This is a genomic window from Pseudomonas sp. Pseusp88 (genome assembly GCF_047303955.1).
Classification (GTDB): domain Bacteria; phylum Pseudomonadota; class Gammaproteobacteria; order Pseudomonadales; family Pseudomonadaceae; genus Aquipseudomonas.
In genome coordinates this window covers 1-16849 of record NZ_JBGLYM010000042.1, presented here as the reverse complement: position 1 = coordinate 16849, position 16849 = coordinate 1, and the positions used below count along the sequence as shown (strand labels likewise).

General features: G+C 57.3%; 4 protein-coding genes and 1 pseudogene. 3 read left to right on the top strand and 2 right to left on the bottom strand.

Annotation, left to right across the window (positions count from 1 at the left end; genetic code table 11):
• Positions 1-196 precede the first annotated feature (196 nt).
• Entirely contained in the window at positions 197-1720 is a 1524-nt protein-coding gene (locus ACCD02_RS29380; protein ID WP_413309632.1) for a fumarate hydratase, read from the top strand.
• Positions 1721-1809: 89 nt separating this feature from the next.
• Here ACCD02_RS29380 and ACCD02_RS29375 read toward each other — a convergent pair whose 3' ends face one another.
• On the bottom strand, positions 1810-6366 hold the full coding sequence (locus ACCD02_RS29375) for a neuraminidase-like domain-containing protein (protein ID WP_413309630.1): 4557 nt from the start codon (positions 6364-6366) through the stop codon (positions 1810-1812).
• 55 nt (positions 6367-6421) lie between these two features.
• A complete protein-coding gene (locus ACCD02_RS29370; protein ID WP_413309628.1) occupies positions 6422-11356 on the bottom strand; it encodes a Tc toxin subunit A in 4935 nt (1644 codons plus the stop codon).
• A gap of 345 nt (positions 11357-11701) precedes the next feature.
• On the opposite strand from ACCD02_RS29370, the gene ACCD02_RS29365 reads away from it, so the two are divergent.
• Positions 11702-16012, top strand: a complete 4311-nt coding sequence (locus tag ACCD02_RS29365; protein ID WP_413309626.1) for a SpvB/TcaC N-terminal domain-containing protein — start codon at positions 11702-11704, stop codon at positions 16010-16012.
• Positions 16009-16849, top strand: a pseudogene (locus ACCD02_RS29360) (toxin); the annotation flags it as partial. The gene ACCD02_RS29365 and the pseudogene ACCD02_RS29360, both read left to right, overlap by 4 nt.

Here is a 16849-nt window from a genome sequence, read left to right as displayed (position 1 = left end):
ACACCACCCTCCCCCCACCGCCTTATCACCCACCACAACAGTCTCTTGCACAAGCGGTGGATGGACCGTAGCTGTTCAAGGGGTATACTGCCGCGCCCTGTTTGCAACCGCGACCTGACAGCTCTGCTACACCCGTTGCAGCTGTGCGGATGCCAGCACATAAAATGTTCCCGTCCTTATCAGAGGAGCGCACCCCGTGACCGTGATCAAGCAAGATGACCTGATTCAGAGCGTTGCCGACGCCCTGCAATTCATTTCCTACTACCACCCCGTGGACTTCATCCAGGCCATGCACGAGGCCTACCTGCGTGAAGAGTCGCCTGCCGCACGCGATTCCATGGCGCAGATCCTGATCAACTCGCGCATGTGCGCCACCGGTCATCGCCCGATCTGCCAGGACACCGGCATCGTCACCGTATTCGTGCGCGTCGGCATGGACGTGCGCTGGGACGGCGCCACCATGGGCCTGGACGACATGATCAACGAAGGTGTGCGTCGCGCCTACAACCTGCCGGAGAACGTCCTGCGCGCCTCGATCCTCGCCGACCCGGCGGGTGCGCGCAAAAACACCAAGGACAACACCCCGGCGGTCATCCACTACTCCATCGTCCCGGGTAACACCGTGGAAGTGGACGTGGCGGCCAAGGGCGGCGGTTCGGAAAACAAATCGAAGATGGCCATGCTCAACCCGTCCGACTCGATCGTTGACTGGGTTCTGAAGACCGTGCCGACCATGGGCGCCGGTTGGTGCCCACCGGGCATGCTCGGCATCGGCATCGGCGGCACTGCCGAGAAAGCCGCGGTCATGGCCAAGGAAGTGTTGATGGAGTCCATCGACATCCACGAGCTGAAAAAGCGCGGCCCGTCCAACCGTATCGAAGAGATGCGTCTTGAGCTGTTCGAAAAGGTCAACCAACTGGGCATCGGCGCCCAGGGCCTGGGTGGCCTGACCACCGTGCTCGACGTCAAGATCATGGACTACCCGACCCACGCCGCGTCCCTGCCGGTGTGCATGATCCCCAACTGCGCCGCCACCCGTCACGCCCACTTCGTGCTCGACGGTTCCGGCCCGGCTTCCCTGGAAGCGCCACCGCTGGACGCCTACCCGGAAATCGTCTGGGAAGCAGGCCCGTCGGCCCGCCGTGTCGACCTCGACACCCTGACCCCGGAAGACGTGCAAAGCTGGAAGCCGGGCGAAACCGTCCTGCTCAACGGCAAGATGCTCACCGGCCGCGACGCTGCGCACAAGCGCATGGTCGAAATGCTCAACAAGGGCGAAACCCTGCCGGTGGACCTCAAGGGTCGCTTCATCTACTACGTCGGCCCGGTTGATCCGGTGCGCGAAGAAGTCGTCGGCCCGGCGGGCCCGACCACAGCCACGCGCATGGACAAGTTCACCCGGCAGATCCTCGATCAGACCGGCCTGCTGGGCATGATCGGCAAATCCGAGCGCGGCCCGACCGCCATCGAAGCGATCAAGGACCACAAGGCCGTGTACCTGATGGCCGTCGGCGGCGCCGCCTACCTGGTGGCCCAGGCGATCAAGAAATCGAAAGTCGTGGCCTTTGCCGAGCTGGGCATGGAAGCGATCTACGAGTTCGAGGTCAAGGACATGCCGGTGACCGTCGCCGTCGATGCCAAGGGCGAGTCGGTGCATATCACCGGTCCTGCGATCTGGCAGAAGAAAATCAGCGACAGTTTGGCGGTGGAAGTGCAATAAGCGCTTTAAACCTCTGAAAAAAACCCGCAGTGATGCGGGTTTTTTTATTGTGGTGCCGGCATCAATAGGGAAGAGACCGGCGCCCGTCTTTACACTGTCTTACCCCCTTCACCCTCTTCCACTGCCGCCACCAGTTTCTCCACCTGCTCAGTGAACACCTTGCCGCCATCCACGGCCAGATAGCGCACATGCAGGATGATATCGGTCAGGGAGTCGAGAATCGCAATCTGCCGCTCGGATTTCTGACGCGGAAAGGCAAGGGTCCAGCGGGAAATAGCGCCTGTGCCTTCGAACGGAAAATACCGCTCGTCGCCAAAATCCACCATGAACAGACCATGGTCATCAATGCCGCTGGAAATACCGATCTGCTGATAGGTCCTCGGATTGACAACAATATGGGTCTGGTCAGTGATCTCATCGTCTTCTTCCTGGGGCAACTCACCGGACTCTTTATAAAGGTGGCGTACACCGGCGATCTGCGGTTTCAACAACGTGCTGCTGCTCTGCTGAGTCAGCATGACCCGCACGTCCTCATACGGCCCGATGACCGCAGGTATCGATACCGAAACCCGTACCAGCTGACGCAGGTAATGCCCGGGATAATCCTTGTCGAACAGCGAAGGCTTCAGATCGAAGACAATCTCACCTTTGCTTTTCAACTGTTCCAATACACCTTCCCAGCCCGTGGCCAATGGCGACGTATCCTGAGAGCCCGCGCCGGGGTCGTAATCCTTGAGCAGGGTTTTCAGGGAGATGGTCTTGGTCAGTTCCAGCCTGCGCTCGTGGCGCGTAAGAAACGCTGATTCCATCTGCATCAACCCCAGCTTCAGGGTCTCGCCTGCTGTCAGCCCGTGGCGATTATCAGCCCAGGCGCTGGTGGAAATGAATCGCGTATCGCGATCGCCGATTTCATATTGCCAACACGCTTCGGTGCTCAAGCACATCGACAACACGACATCGTAGGCCTGGAAGTACAAGGTCGACAGCTGACTCAACAGCCATTGGTACAACGCGGGACCTGCGGCACGATTTTTCAGGAAGCTGTAGTAAATCTGCGCTTGTTCCTGGGCTTTGACCGCTTGTTCGAGGCTGGTTTTCGCTGCGGTAATGGCGATGTCCTGGGTCTCGATCTGCAGGTCGATGGCCTCCAGCTCCTCCTCGGATTGGCGGGCGAGGAATTGCCACTCGACGCGGCGACGGCGGTATTGTTCGCTGATCAGGGTTTGTTCGGACTTGCGCATGACGTAAACAGCACTGGCCTGGAGCGTCGCTGCGTACCCTGCGGGAATGGCCGATGGTCGCCAGCCACCGACGGACGTTCCCGCAATGGTAGGAACCACATCGGCATAACCCGCGATTGCCGACAATATATTCGACGATAGCTCGACGTTTGAGGCGTCTTCCCGCAACCCTTGTGCTTTTCTTTCCCCCGCACTGACATCCTCCTCCATCAGTTTTTCGTAGTACGCCCTGCGCGACTCAATCACGACCCGACTGCCTACCAGCGCCTCCCGCGAAGCAACCGCCTGCTCGATCATCTGCGCCTGCAGGGTCTCGCCGAACGCGGATAACTCCAGCACGTGAGACTGCTGCAGCTCTTCCTGATGCGCGCGATCACGCAGCTCCATGTAACCGCGCACCTGCTCGCCGTAGCGCATGAGCGATTCAACCGCGTTCTGCACTCTGGGCAGCATGGCCCGGAAGCGATAGGGCGGGATAATCGCCAGAGAGCCGAGGCGCCGTTGCCCGCTGCCGCCACCGGCTGCCTGGGCGCGCAACAGATCAAAGGGATTGGCCGCCGGCGCGTACAGCGGCAGCGACATGGTCTTGCCATCCAGGGTCAGGTTGTGGCGCAGGTTATACAGCCGTAGTGCCAGGCGCTCCCACAGATCAAGCAGTTGCACGTTGACCGGCAGACGGAACCACGGCGCATCGAGCAGACGCAGCCATGGCTGGCCTTCGGTGCGGCTCGGGATATCGTGCTCCAGCCATTTGAGCCCCGAGGCCTCATGGCTGGCAAACAACTCATCGTCATATTCAGCCGCTTCTTCCAGCGTCCTCGGGGTCCACTGACTGATACTGCGCCCCTTGGACAGCGGCCCCAGCAACGAAGCGGCGCGTACATAGAGCAACTGTGCCTGACTGAGGGTGTCGCGAGTCAACTGCCGATAAAGCATGTCACCGTGGGCGATCAGGTTATTCAGGTAGAACACGAAAATCGCCTTGCGATAATGCGACGGCGCGCCATAGGCGATGGCATCCGGATTGCCCAACCCGCCCCATTCATAAGATGGATCATCAGCGAACGTCAGTGGACGGCTGACCCAATAGGGATGATCCGCGGCGGGTGGGGGATACAAAGGCGCGATACGTACCAGAGGATTGAATAGATAATGCAGCCAGTTTTCCGCGCCCAAATAGTCGAATTCTGTATGCAGGCGGTGGGCAACCAGATGTGGCACATGAAAAAATAACTCCCAGAAATAGCGGCTATTGGCGCCTTTGAAGTCCAGAGGTAAAAACTCAGTCGTTTCGGGCACCGGTGGTTCGGAGGTATGCTGGGTCTGCCAACTAAACACGCTTTTCAATGATCGCTCTGCGCCTTTGACCAGTTCTTTTGCAAATGTGGTGTTAAGACGAATATATTTTAATCGCGGCAAATTGAGCGAGGTCATATCGATGAACTGGCCACCATCAGCCGTAGTTAAAACAGTTGGAACGGGGCCAACCTTGGGCGCTCTGGTTATATCAAATTTATTATACCCCAAAGCCAACTCCTCAGCCCTGACACCAAAAAAAATTGACTTGGTAACCCCTTGACCAATCCAAGACCAGTGACTAATAGACGTTCTGGCTGCGCCATTGAGTGTCAAATCATATAACAAGCTACGTGAATCATCCCAAACACCAAATTCGCAAGTGACGGGGATCATTACTTCCGAATAAGAATTCCCAACATTGAATAAAGAACGTGCGCCACCCAAAAGAACCAATGTGAATCCCGCTCCCTCGCGCACATCCTCTCGAGTTAAAGAATCTGAATCCCCGAACGGAATATCATCCAACACTACCCAAGCCCTATACGATTTAGAACCATCGCTTTCTACTATTTCAAAATGTTCAGGACGCAATGTCATCTTATCCACATCTTTGTACTTGAGAATAGCAACCACACCTCCTTCAGTTTTCGGACTATTAGTAGTGACTTCCAGAAAAAACCCATTCGGGCTTCCAGTAACTTTAAACTCGAAGTGTACCGCGTTCATTATACTGTATGAGCGTGATATTGAAAGCGTGAAATCATGGCGTTTGAATCGTCTCGCTGCGCAAGCACCTAGAATAACCAATTCACAGCCCCCCCCCACCGTGCGCAAGCTCACGCCAAGATCAAGGAACTGATTTATTCCATCGCCGCCCCCGGGAATACTACTACCGCCCTCATCCCATGTAACCCCGTTCAGTATCCATTCGTTAAAACCTTCCGCATACTTTCCAGCTAATGGATATTGCACCCTATTTTGATCTTTACTCACCATTGAAGCCGAAATTGCGTATAGCTCAGCGAGTTCACCTGAGACATCCACCATATTAAATTGCTTATCAAAGACCAGCAAAAAGTCTTCTGGCTCCGCCGCACCCACAGCATCATGAGATGATTGCTCACTATGAAATTGAAAGCAAATTACTAGACGGGGATCACCAGCCAAACGCATATCCATGCACGCAAACAAAGAAAAGTAACTTCCCGAGGCGTTACCTAAATCATCTCTATTGGTCAGTCCTTCAAAGATAAGCGTTGCCGGCGACCACATATCCGAGATTTTTTTATAGGCCATTTTTGCCCGGTAATAATGTTTACCGGTCTTTATTCCATTGTCGTCTACTTCGGGCTGCCCCATTTCGACCCAGACAATATGCAACCGGCCATCAACCACCACCGGGCGCACATGAGTCACTTTGGCATCGAACGCGACATCAATACTTTTCCATTCTGTCCAGGCCGACGGCATAACTTGGGTACTGTCTTGATCAAGATCGATTTTTGCCTTGCGCCAGTAGTACGAAAACGGCTCGACATTTTGCCGCCCGAAAAAATAATAATCAGCCTGTTTAAAGTCTTCACCATCAACATAGCAAGCCACGACCTGCAGATTGCTGACCACCTCAAAACTGTCCAGATAGTTCTTCAATGCCGTCTGCACGGAATCTTCACTGATCCGGCTTTGCCCCAGCTCGGCCTCGAAGGTCTGGAACTGGCTGGTCTTGCCCAGGCGCAGCGTCGGGTCGATATAGTTCTCCGGATAATCCTCGATCATCTGGTAACCGGCCCAGATACTGTACTCACTCATGCCCTCGCGCCACAGCCGCAAACGCTCATCATCAAAGCCCTGCGCGTAACCCGGCTCCATGCCGTTATAGATCGCATTGATATATTGCTGAATACTGGCCATGCCTTGCGCAACACGGCTGGTCTCGACCTCGCCACTGACCTGATTGTCAATCAGCAGGTATTCATAGAGATCGTCGGGCGTGACGATCCCCAGCGGCGCCGCGGTTTCACTTGATGGGACTATTTGGCCGAGGTAATACGCAACCAGAGCGTCTCGGCGTTGTTCTTCGAGTTGGGGAATTATTTTTTCTTGCATGATAATGCTTCCTGCACAGTCGCAACAATTAGTTACCGCTCGCTAACCAGGCACTCTATAGCTTGTTCAGGCGGGTATCACCCTGTATATAAAACACATAGCCATCAGCCTCGCTCAACTCAGTAATACTGACAGTGTCGCCTATCTGCGGCCCTTCCGACTCCCAAGGCAAACTCCAATAGGGCCTTCCGGAAACCCAGCGAAGGCGCACAGTTTTTTGCCAACTACGTGACGGACAAGAAAAAACAAGATCGCGCTCTTTAAACCAGGTCGGCTCTGGTTTATCCGGAGTCTGAGATTGAGGGTACAGTGGATAATAATCCCCACCCTGCACATAGGCACCAATATAATAGCCTACCTGATTGTTAATTATCGCCAGCAACGTATACCGCTCTCCAACCTTACAATCAAGATCAACAGAAGACACAGACCGTCCCACCCGAAGCTTGATATCACCCAAGAGGTAGTTATAAGAATTAATACCAACGCCTATCGCAAATCTATAACCATCGCGAGTTGAAGTGACGACCTTACCAAAATCAGGACAGTAAACATTATAAAAACCCGGATCCGCTCCAACACTCTCAAGAGTAAAAGGAATTCCGGCTATGCTGTCTCCGGAACCGTCCATCAATGTAACAGTCAGAGTATAAAACCCGACTCTATGATAAAGCATTTCCCCGTCAATCAGGTCGGGTACAAACTTAGCATCACAGGTAAAATAAGGCCCACCTACAACAGAGAAGTCACAACTTCCCCCTCCACCACCAACAGTGGCTACGATGGTATGGGGTCCCTGTTCAAATCTTTCACTAAATCGGCCAACGCCAGAACCATCTGCTTTGATCGTTACCGGTTCTTTGCCATCAACAGACCATTCAATTGGAAACCCCGCTGGCAGCTCACCGCCGCCTCGCAGCCAAACAGTAAATATTACGGGGTCGCCACTACCGACAACATAATAGTCAGTTGATGCCTCGTATCGCTCAATTTCCACCGGTTGATAAATAGTGGTTTTACTAGTTGATTTAGGTTCATTCGCGTCATCGGAGCTCACCGTCACTACTACCTCACCTACCTCAGACGCCCTGAAGCGCATACGTGCATACCCCTCAGCATCCGTCTTACTCTCAGTGCCCGCTAGACCGGGAACGTCGGCACTCCACAACACGACAGTTTCAGGCTCCACAGGGCTGCCATTAAGCTCTACCAGCCGACACACTAACTCCGTCTCAACTTCGACAATCACTACCCCGGAGAATCTTACAAACTGAAAATACGGAATACTTTCGAACTCTACCGGCTGAAACCTCATAAATTTTCCGTTTGCGTGTTGCGCTTCGACGGATGCTTCACCATGGTCCAAACTTCGCAGCCTTGCGTTGCCCTTCCCGTCACCATTTACCAACGTCTGATACCGCTCAAATGCACCCAGTGTCGTCACCCAGGTAATGACTTGATCCACCCCGGCATTACCAAACTGATCGACCAACTCGACATCGAAGCTGATCACGCCGATGTTGTTCGCCAGCGCCTTCGAAGGCGCACGTTCAGGATTGGTGAAGCCCAGAGAACCCTCATCGCAACCAATGATTACCACAGGCGCTCGCAACGTCTCGCCAAGCCCATACTCAGCAACCATATGAGCAACGCCCATGACGTTCCCGCTCTGCAGAGTGGTCGAGGCTTGCCCGTTTTCGTCGGTAACGGTGGAAGGCTGATCCAGACCACCCAAGTCGCTCGTCCACGTGACAGTCACATCGCTCAATGGCCGATCCAGGAAGTCTTGCAAGGTAATGGTGTACGTCGCGAACTCGCTTTCACGCCGGGCGACCAGATAATCCGGGGTCACGGTAATGACACGGGAAAGGCTTTGCCCGACCTCGCCAACCGTCCCGGCAGGCGGGGCGTCGGTGAGGCAACTGAGAGCCAGCGCTGCGGCCTTGCGGTATTGCTCGGTCGAGGTCGTCGGGGTCAGTTCATGCAGTGCCAGCAAGGCGTTGGCGTCCAGCCCGGTATGGCGACCGAGCAGGCATACCCGTACCAGTACATCGAAGTCGGCCAGGGTAAAGATCACGCCATCGTCAGGATGTAGCTGCACTGCTACTGCCAGCACGTCACGGACTCCCCAGCGCAGGAAACCGGCGAGTTTATTGGCCGCGCTGTCACGGATCAGGCGTTTGTCGCCCTCGGTCGCGTTTTCCCACAAGGTATTGATCAGCCGGAAATAGTTGAGCAGGGTGTCTTCGCTCTGCTCGCTCAGGCGCAGGGCTTGGGCATAGTGCGTGAGGGAATACAGGGATGGCAGGGATAACCCGGCATCAGGCAGGCCAAACCAGTCAGGGTGTTCAACATAGTGAGTCACCAGCGCCGGACTCAGCGCCAGATGACTGCAGACCGTCGCCCGCCTGGACAGTGCATCCAGCACCAGCAATATCTCGTCACCGATGGGTACGCCACTGGTGTTACTGGGCCCAAATACCCGCACGACCTCCAGCAACAATTGATAACGATTGCCGCCGCTCCAGAACAGCAACGCCTTCGCCAGATCGGCGGAAGTATCCAGGTAGCCACCGAGCCCCTCCATCAGCAAGGCATTCTGTGCGCCCCTGGCACGCATGATCATATTGGTGATCTTCGGATGCAGCTCTTCAACGGGCAGCCCATATTGATCCAATACGCCTTTCACCGCACTGCTGAGCGACTCTTCAAAAATCTCATCGTTTTCACCGTTCAGGTATTTGACCAATCCCTTGGTAGCCGGCGAGATGGCTCCCGGATCAATGAACGCGCTCAACCCGGCAAACCAGTCAATCGGCTCACTCAGATAGAACTGCGACCCACTGTCATCGGTCTGCTGGGTTTCCGATGAGTCCGGTGCACCGATTTGCGCGAAGCTGCTGTCGGTAATCAGCGCCGAGCCAAGCCGCGCATGCAGCTGTTGCAACAGATTGCGTTCAGCATCGGTGGCCACCGGCTGAGTCAGGGCGGGCAAGGCCAGGTGGCACAGTTGCGCCACGGTCCATTGGTGGTCCTGCAACCAGGTTGCGCAATCCGCCAGGGCATGGATCACACTCAGGGTGTCGGTGTTGCTCGAGGCGTAGTACGAGGCAATACGCGGCACACCCGCGAGCCTGGCAATCAGTTGACTGCCGCCGTCGTTGAGCACCTCCAGCAACGCCAGTGCTTCGATGGTACTCAGGCCGATATAGCGCGGCAGTCTGACCAGCCGATAAAACGCCGAGACGACTTCCCGGGACCACAGCAGTGGCGCATCGGCCCAAGACTGTTCAACCACCTTGGCAACGAAGCGGTACATCTCATACGTCAGGCCGAGGGCGGCGCACAGATGATCAACCTTCTGCCGTTCGGCCTCGTTGGAGGGCGTCACGATAAAAGGCGTGCCGTCGAGAATCAGCGGGATGGAAAACATCGCCTGGCTATTGAACACCTGGTCGAACTGCGATTGCTTTTTGCCCCTGGCGTGGACGCCGAGGCCATAGAGCATGGCCGCAAAATCCTGCGCCGGGACCTTATAGCGGCTGCGCACCCTCTGAAACAGCCCGAGGGCACGCAGGGTGTCCTGGGTGATCAGATGCGGTGCACTGCTATCGGCCTGCACTGTGCGCCGAACGTTATTGGCTGCTCGGTACTCGGCCTGCTGCGACGCGGTCAGTAGCTGGTCCACCTCATCGAAGGGCAGATCCAGCCAACGCGCCAGGCGGATCATCCGGTTCAGACGGTCGAAGCGTTCGATCGGGCAATGGATCAAGCGATGCACGGGTACGCCGTTCTGCTCCGATGACTCGATTGAGATGCCGGGGCTCTGCCCGGCATTGATATAAACCGAGCCGAATGCCGAACCGTCGACGTCATCGTCCTCCCCTTCGCCCTGAACATTGGGCGACAACGACGGCGCATAGGGGCCTATCGACAACAGCGCGTCGAGCTGGTCAGTGGTCAGCCCGGTTCTCAGGCAAAACGTCTGGGTATTGGCCAACTCATAACTGTTTTCAGTGCCGAAGTTATCCTTGAAAAACTGAGTGAACGTCGATGTACCTTCAAGCCTGCCATTTCTGGGATTGATGCGCTGCGTAGCGGGCGCCGTCTCGTCGCCCTCATCCGGAAGGGTATGCGGCGCTTCCACCAGCAACCCTTGTTGCACCGGCCCGAGGCCAGAATCCTGAATCAACGCGATATCAGAGAGCAGCGAATGCACCCCCGGTTCCTTGAAATAAGGATAGGCCGGATCCGCCGCCCGAATCGGATCCCCCGGCAGGCGTTGCTTGCGGTTCAGTACGTAATTGATCTGCTGTTGATAGCGCTCATAGGGCAACGTGAAGGGGTAACGGGTTTCCAACAAAACATCATCAACAGACTTGTCCTCCAGGCTGATGCCATCGAGGTAGCTGCGAATCGAGGTATTGAGAATGTCGTTGACCAGCACCAGGGTCGGTTCGACGCGGTTGAGCGCGGTATGGTCCAGCATCAGGTCGGCCAGATCAGGGCGCCGGACAGCCAGCTTCAGGGCACGTTCCTGATCGGCGGTCGCCTCGACCGCTTGAGCTTCCCGGTACAAGTCAGCCAGATAGGCAACCGGCGACGTGGTGGCTTCGATGGCATCGGGCGGGCAATGGTTAGCCCAGTCGGGGTTGAACATATCGGTGTAGGTCGGCGCATCGACCAGGCCCTTGATCCCGCGATCACTGCGCACCGCATTGCGCACCGAGGCGGTCAGCCGCTGTTCACGAAACTGCCGGGCAATCATTGCAGTCATGGCGATAGCCTTGGCGTGCAGGCTACGCGCCTCTGAGATATGTAACTGAACGTCAGACTTGAGCAGTTGTTCGGTATTGCTTCTGGCAATGCTGAATACCGAAGGAAATTGCCCGCCGAGCGCAGCCTGCCGGGCCTCAGGTTGATTGGCATTTTTCAGCAGTATTGTTAAGGCCGATTGTACGCCAGCGCTTTTGTTTTGTTTGCTTGCCATGGTGGCGACTCACCCTGAGAAAGTTACTCCTTACTGCAAGGAAAGCACAGCCATCCGAACTCGAAACCAGAAAAGGATAAATGGCATTAATCAACCTATAACCATTAGAAGTAAAAACTATATTTTTAATTATTAAATATAAGAAATTGAAAAATAAGATGTTTTCAAAAAAGTAAAAAATAGCCTTTCAATTACTGGACAAGCCTGAAGAACACTACAACTCTTTACTGCACACTAACGATAAGCATCGAGCATGGACGCGTAACTAATTTACTGGCAAAAAGCCAACAAACTTAAACAGCATCACTACTGATGGAAGGTGAGCTACTTCGCCTCTATATTGCCATGAACACTCAAGACCAACAGTCACAACAACCGATGATTGCCAAGCCGGAATTACCCAAGGGCGGCGGCGCCATCCAGAGCATCGGCAAAGGCTGGGGCCCGGTGGGTAGCAGCGGTGCGGCGTCGCTGGAGATCGCCCTGCCTGTCAGCCCCGGACGCGGTTACAGCCCCGCCCTGTCGCTCATGTATCAGAGCAGTACGGGCAACGGCCTGTTCGGCCTGGGCTGGAACCTGAATATGGGCTGCGTCGCACGGCGCGCCTCTAAAGGCGTACCGCTCTACAACGACGACGATGTGATTCTCGGTCCCAGTGGCGAGGTCTGGCTGCCTGATCGCAAAGAGGATGGCTCCATCAACGCCCGCCCATTGGAGGGCGACGACGGGCAGTCCTATGAGGTGATCCGTTACTTTGCCCGCGTCGAAGGCGCATTCGACCTGATCGAGCACTGGCGCACGGAGACCATTGACCCCGGCTTCTGGCTGATCCATGGCGCCGACGGCAGCCTGCATTTCTACGGCAAAAAAGCCTCGTCGCGCAGCACCGACCCGGCCGACTCCAATCGGGTCGCCGAATGGCTGCTGGAAGAGAGCATGAACCCTCTGGGCGAGCACATTCTTTACGAATACAAGGGTGAGGATGAGGTCGGCCTGCCGACAGACCATCCCCGCGACTTCATTGCCCAGTGCTATCTGTGCAGGGTGCGCTACGGCAACTTTGAGGCGCATGACACGCTGTATCTATGGGACGAAGCGTCGCTGGACGAGCTGCGCTGGCACTTTGATCTGCTGTTCGACTACGGCGAGCGCGACACCGGCATGACCGCCAAACCCGGCTATGACGAACTGCAGCCATGGCCGGTGCGCAGCGATCCGCATTCGAGTTTTGCCTACGGGTTCGAGCTGGGCAACCTGCGCCTTTGCCAGCAGGTGCTGATGTTTCACCACTTCCCCGATGAACTGCCTGACTCCCCGCTGCTGACTCAACGCCTGCTGCTGGAGTACAAGGAGACCGCTCTTAAATACAACCTGCTCGCCGCCGCCCATGCCCAGGCCTGGGACGGGACGATCTCGAAGGTCCTCAATCGCCAGCCGGCCCTGGGATTTACCTACAGCGAATTCGACAGCGACTACGATATTTTCACTCCGCTGGAGTCCTTGCCGGGGCTCAATGACGGGCAGCAATACCAGATGGTCGACCTCTACGGCGACGGCCTGCCTGGCGTGCTCTATCGAAGTGACAAAGCCTGGTTGTACCGCGAACCGTTACGGGCAACAACGGGCAGCGCGGACGCCGTCGCCTACGGCCCCTGGGAGCCATTGCCGAGCATTCCGACCGCCGATGCAAACACCCCGGTACGCCAGTCCCTCGCCGACCTGACCGGCGAAGGAAAACTGGACTGGATCGTCGCCCAGCCGGGCATGGCAGGCTTTTTCACGCTCAACCCGGACCACAGCTGGTCAGGTTTCTCGCCCTTTTTGGCATTTCCCCCCGAGTTCTTCCACCCCCAGGGGCAGATGGCCGACCTGGTCGGCGGCGGGCTGTCCGACCTGGCCTTGATCGGCCCACGCAGTGTGCGCCTGTATGCCAACCGCCGCGCCGAGGGGTTCGCCGCGCCGGTGGATGTGGCCCATGACGATGATCGTTTGCCCCTGCTCAGCGACAGCCCCAACGAACTGGTGGCCTTCAGTGATCTGCTGGGCACCGGGCAGCAGCACCTGATACGAATTCGTTACAACGAAATCCGCTTCTGGCCCAACCTGGGTCGCGGTCACTTCGGCAAGGGGCAGTTATTCGCCCGCCTGCCGTTCAGCTACGAGGAATTTGACGCAGGCCGGGTACGGCTGGCCGATATGGACGGCTCCGGCGCGGCTGACGTGCTGTACCTGCAGGCGGACCATATCCGCATATTCATGAACGAGGGCGGCAATGGCCTGGCCGAGGAATTCCAGCAAGACTGGCCTGCCGGGGTGCGTTATGACCGTTTCTGCCAGGTCAATATTGCCGACCTGCAAGGCCTTGGTTTCTCCAGCCTGGTCCTGACCGTCCCGCACATGACGCCCCGTCACTGGTGCCTGCACTACGCGGCGAACCGCGCGGGTACGCTGCACAAGCCCTACCTGCTCAAGACCACCGACAATCACATGGGCGCCAAAGGCTCGGTGGTTTATCGCAGCTCGGCTCAGGAATGGCTGGATGAAAAACAGGCGTTGCGCAGTGCTGGCAAGCGTGCCGTTTCAGAACTGCCGTTCCCGGTCCATGTGGTGGTCAAACAGACCCAGCTGGATACCGTCACCGAGACCACCCTGACCCAGCTCTTCAAATATCGCCAGGGTTTTTACGACCCACGGGAGCGGGAATTCCGCGGCTTCGGCCTGGTCCTGCAGACCGATACCGAGGCCACCCCCCAGATTCAGGAAGGGTTCACCGCCCCGGTACTGACCAAGACCTGGTTTCATACCGGACGCCACCCGCAGCGGCCCCATGATGACTACGACAGCAGCGACTTGCAGGCCGTACCACTGGGCGAACACCTGCTGTCGCACTACGACGCGGACAGCCAGAGCGAACAGCTCATGGACGATGCCGATGAGGCGACTCTGCAGGAAATGGCCCGTGCCCTGAGCGGCATGCTCCTGCGCACCGAGGTCTTCGGCCTCGACGACCAGCAACAACCCGACGTGCTGTATTCGGTCCAGGCCAATCGCTATCTGGTACGCCAGCTACGCCCGCTGAGCCCCTACCAGCCTTACGCCTTGATGCTGCCTCTGCAACTGGAATCCATCGGCTATCGCTACGAGTCCGAACAACTCGACGACCCCATGTGCGACCACAGCCTGAACCTGGCCTGGGATCGCTTTGGCAGCCTCACCCACGGTGTCGTGGTCAATTACGCGCGCAGGAAGAAACCGGGCGATCCACCGCCCTTTGCCGACGAACATCAGCAGCGCTGGTGGCGGGACGCCCATGACCCGGCACAGCAGAACGTCTACCTCAACGAAACCCGCGCCACCGCCATTCACCTGGACGTGCGCGATAGCTGGCGTCTGGGCCTGCCCTATCGGCTGCGCAGCAACGCCATGGTGGTTGCCGCGACCGCACTGACACCGGCGCAGATCCGCTACGAAAGCTTCGTTGATCCGGGCGGCCCCTTCGCCGCCCTGCCCCGCACCCTCACCGGCCTGTCGGTGCAGCGGTATATTGATTGCGGTGAAGGCGAAGCGACTTTCCAGGCACTGGCCGATGCCAGCGAAACTGCCGAACTCGACGACAACGCTCTCGGCGCCTACGAACGGGTTATGGATAGCGATCAACTGGCGGCCCGGCTGACCGAGGTCGGCTATCAGCGAATGCCCGATTTCCTGCCCGCCGACGGCCTCAACCTATGGTCGGTCAAACGCGGCTTCGCCACTTACGCCGGGCCGGAAGACTTCTACCGCGTCGAGACCTTCCGCCCCACTCGCAGCCATGGCTGGACCACGGTCGAATACGATCCCTACAACCTGTTCGTGATCAGCGTCACCGATGCAGTGGGCTGCACCACCCGCGCCACCTACGACTACCGCGTCCTGCAGCCGCGGAGCATTGTCGACCCCAACCAGAACACCCAGGAAGCGGATTACGATGCGTTCGGCCGGTTGTGGGCAACCAGTTTCTACGGCACCGAGGCTGGCCAGGAAGTTGGCTTTGCACCGCTCGATCCGAAAGCCCGCTTTCAGGGCGGCACCTCTACTGCCATCAATTCACCGGAGCTCTGCCTGAAGCAGCAGGCCAGCGTCATTTACTACGACGCGAACCTCAGCCACCAACCCGGAACCATTCCTTACGCCACCGCAGTACTTCTGGCAGACCGCTACCCGGACGATCCAGACAAGCAGATCCGTATCAGCCTGGTATCGGTGGATGGCTTCGGCCGTACCCTGCAAACCCGCCAATTGGTGGAGGATGGCGAAGCCTACGAGGTCGACTCGAGCGGTAATATCGTACTGGAAGGTGGCAAACCGAAATACGTCCACGCCTCACCGCGCTGGCGCGTCAGCGAGCGAGTGGAATACAACAATAAGGGTTTGGTTGTCCGGGTCTACCGCCCCTACTTCGCCAATAGCCATGTCTATGTGAAGGACCAGTCCCTGCGCAATCACGCTTACTTCGACCGACAGTTCTACGACCCGCTGGGGCGTCCGACCATCACCCTCACCGCCAAAGGCTACATGCGCCGCCAGACATACCGGGCCTGGTACACCATCAGCGAAGATGAAAATGACACGGCAGAAGAAGTACTGGCCCTGAGAGCGGCGGGACAACAGGTATGAGTCATGCGTTGCATGCTCACACTCCTCACATCCGCGCCGCCGATGGGCGCGGATTACCCCTCATTGCCGTCGCCTATCGCAGAACCCCGAGCGAAGACGAACCCGTCCCCCTGCCGACAACGATGACCTGGAACGACGCTGCGCAGCTGACAACACAACGAGATCCACGCTTGTCCGCCCCCAACCTGACCACGGTGTACAGCCTTTCAGGCCAGGCATTGCTGACCAACAGCGTCGATGCCGGCTGGCGACTGGCGCTGTTGGGCGAGGCGGGTCAAGTGATCGAGGGTTGGGATGGTCGTGGCAGCCATCGGCAAACCGCATACGACGAACTCCTGCGCCCCATAGCGATAAGCGAAGAATCCAATGCAGATCCCGTTGGAGCGAAGCTTGCCCGCGAATCGGACAGTCCTGTAATCATCGAGCGCTTCACCTATGGCGGTCCGGACGCGACGGTACACAACCAATGCAACCAACTGACCCGTCACGACGATCCTGCGGGCACCCTGCGTTGGCCGGATTACAACCTGTTGGGTTCACCGGTGAGTGAAGTTCGGCGCTTCCTTCTTGAGCCGGATATGCCGGACTGGCCGCTGCCTGAAGCTGAGCGTGATGAGTTACTGGAGGCCGCTGAATGTGCGTCGGGTTGGTCATTCAACGCCTTGGGCGAAACTCTCGAACAGGCCGATGCCATGGGCAATAGCCAACGGTTTGCGCAGACCGTCGCGGGCCAGTTGAAATCGGTGGTGCTCACTCTCGTCGAAAACGAGCAGACCGAAACATTGGTCAGCGAGATGCACTACAACGCCTTCGATCAGGTTGAGCAGGAAACTGCGG